This window comes from Burkholderia sp. SR8, assembly GCF_052851275.1.
Map to the genome: position 1 here is coordinate 1 of NZ_JAULUC010000059.1, position 3,104 is coordinate 3,104.

Consider the following 3,104-nt stretch of genomic DNA (forward strand, 5'->3'; position numbering starts at 1 on the left):
CAGACTTGTTATAGGATCAAGCCTTACGGGCAATTAGTATCAGTTAGCTGAACGCATTACTGCGCTTACACACCTGACCTATCAACGTCCTGGTCTCGAACGACCCTTCAAGGGGATCTAGTCCCCAGGGATATCTCATCTTAAGGCGAGTTTCCCGCTTAGATGCTTTCAGCGGTTATCTCTTCCGAACATAGCTACCCGGCGATGCCACTGGCGTGACAACCGGTACACCAGAGGTTCGTCCACTCCGGTCCTCTCGTACTAGGAGCAGCCCCCTTCAAATATCCAACGCCCACGGCAGATAGGGACCAAACTGTCTCACGACGTTTTAAACCCAGCTCACGTACCTCTTTAAATGGCGAACAGCCATACCCTTGGGACCGGCTACAGCCCCAGGATGAGATGAGCCGACATCGAGGTGCCAAACACCGCCGTCGATATGAACTCTTGGGCGGTATCAGCCTGTTATCCCCAGAGTACCTTTTATCCGTTGAGCGATGGCCCTTCCATACAGAACCACCGGATCACTATGACCTGCTTTCGCACCTGCTCGACTTGTCGGTCTCGCAGTTAAGCACGCTTATGCCATTGCACTATCAGCACGATTTCCGACCGTACCTAGCGTACCTTCGTACTCCTCCGTTACGCTTTGGGAGGAGACCGCCCCAGTCAAACTGCCTACCATGCACTGTCCCCGACCCGGATCACGGGCCAAGGTTAGAACCTCAAACAAACCAGGGTGGTATTTCAAGGACGGCTCCACCGAAACTAGCGTTCCGGTTTCATAGCCTCCCACCTATCCTACACAGATCGGTTCAAAGTCCAATGCAAAGCTACAGTAAAGGTTCATGGGGTCTTTCCGTCTAGCCGCGGGTAGATTGCATCATCACAAACACTTCAACTTCGCTGAGTCTCGGGAGGAGACAGTGTGGCCATCGTTACGCCATTCGTGCAGGTCGGAACTTACCCGACAAGGAATTTCGCTACCTTAGGACCGTTATAGTTACGGCCGCCGTTTACCGGGACTTCAATCAAGAGCTTGCACCCCATCATTTAATCTTCCGGCACCGGGCAGGCGTCACACCCTATACGTCCACTTTCGTGTTTGCAGAGTGCTGTGTTTTTATTAAACAGTCGCAGCCACCAGTTTATTGCAACCCCTTCACCCTCCTGGCGCAGGCCAGTCAAGCTACAAGGGCGTACCTTATCCCGAAGTTACGGTACCAATTTGCCGAGTTCCTTCTCCCGAGTTCTCTCAAGCGCCTTAGAATACTCATCTCGCCCACCTGTGTCGGTTTGCGGTACGGTCATCGTTAGACTGAAGCTTAGAGGCTTTTCTTGGAACCACTTCCAATTGCTTCGCTCCCGAAGGAGCTCGCGCCACACCCTTGAATTACGCGCCCGGATTTGCCTAAGCGCCTTCTCCAATGCAGCGACCGGGACTTCCAACACCCGGACAACCTTCCGCGATCCGTCCCCCCATCGCATCTAACAATGGTGCAGGAATATTGACCTGCTTCCCATCAGCTACGCATTTCTGCCTCGCCTTAGGGGCCGACTCACCCTACGCCGATGAACGTTGCGTAGGAAACCTTGGGCTTACGGCGAGGGGGCCTTTCACCCCCTTTATCGCTACTCATGTCAGCATTCGCACTTCCGATACCTCCAGCACGCTTTTCAACGCACCTTCGCAGGCTTACGGAACGCTCTCCTACCATGCGTGCAAAGCACGCATCCGCAGCTTCGGTATATAGCTTAGCCCCGTTACATCTTCCGCGCAGGACGACTCGATCAGTGAGCTATTACGCTTTCTTTAAAGGGTGGCTGCTTCTAAGCCAACCTCCTGACTGTTTTAGCCTTCCCACTTCGTTTCCCACTTAGCTATATTTGGGGACCTTAGCTGGCGGTCTGGGTTGTTTCCCTCTTGACACCGGACGTTAGCACCCGATGTCTGTCTCCCGTGATTGCACTCTTCGGTATTCGGAGTTTGCTATGGCGGGGTAATCTGCAATAGACCCCCCAACCATGACAGTGCTCTACCCCCGAAGGTGAGACACGAGGCACTACCTAAATAGTTTTCGGAGAGAACCAGCTATTTCCAGGTTTGTTTAGCCTTTCACCCCTATCCACAGCTCATCCCCTAACTTTTCAACGTTAGTGGGTTCGGACCTCCAGTACGTGTTACCGCACCTTCATCCTGGCCATGGATAGATCACCTGGTTTCGGGTCTACGCCCAGCAACTGAACGCCCTATTCGGACTCGCTTTCGCTACGCCTGCCCTATACGGTTAAGCTTGCTACTGAACGTAAGTCGCTGACCCATTATACAAAAGGTACGCCGTCACCCCTTGCGAGGCTCCGACTGTTTGTATGCATGCGGTTTCAGGATCTATTTCACTCCCCTCCCGGGGTTCTTTTCGCCTTTCCCTCACGGTACTGGTTCACTATCGGTCGATCACGAGTATTTAGCCTTGGAGGATGGTCCCCCCATCTTCAGACAGGATTTCACGTGTCCCGCCCTACTTGTCGCACACCTAGTTCTTTCATACTGTTTTCGCCTACAGGGCTATCACCTGCTATGGCCGCACTTTCCAGAGCGTTCGGCTAACAATACAAATAAAGAGTGCAAGGCTCATCCCATTTCGCTCGCCACTACTTTGGGAATCTCGGTTGATTTCTTTTCCTGCGGTTACTTAGATGTTTCAGTTCACCGCGTTCGCTTCGCATGGCCTATGTATTCAGCCATGGATACTCCAAAAGGAGTGGGTTTCCCCATTCGGACATCTACGGATCAAAGCTTGTTTGCCAGCTCCCCGTAGCTTTTCGCAGGCTACCGCGTCCTTCATCGCCTGTGATCGCCAAGGCATCCACCACATGCACTTGTTCGCTTGACCCTATAACGAGTCTGTCTCATCGACAGTCGCTACAGGTTGAGTTCTCGCGTTGTGCCGTATTCCAAAATCGAGCCGAACAATGAAGTTCGAATCATCTTGAGATACATCGATACAATCACAACCCGGATAGTTTCCACGTCCATCTCAAAGACGCTTCCGCTATCCAAATTACTTACTTCTTCCAGATTGTTAAAGAACGACAGCCGATAC

The 3,104-nt window shown here is 52.4% G+C and carries 1 rRNA gene and 1 pseudogene; both read right to left on the bottom strand.

Going from position 1 to position 3,104, the window contains the following annotated elements:
- Positions 1 to 12: 12 nt before the first annotated feature.
- Positions 13 to 2,894: ribosomal RNA gene (locus Q3A80_RS31745) — 23S ribosomal RNA — on the bottom strand.
- A gap of 29 nt (positions 2,895 to 2,923) precedes the next feature.
- Positions 2,924 to 3,104 (bottom strand): annotated as a pseudogene (locus Q3A80_RS31750) (hypothetical protein); the annotation flags it as partial.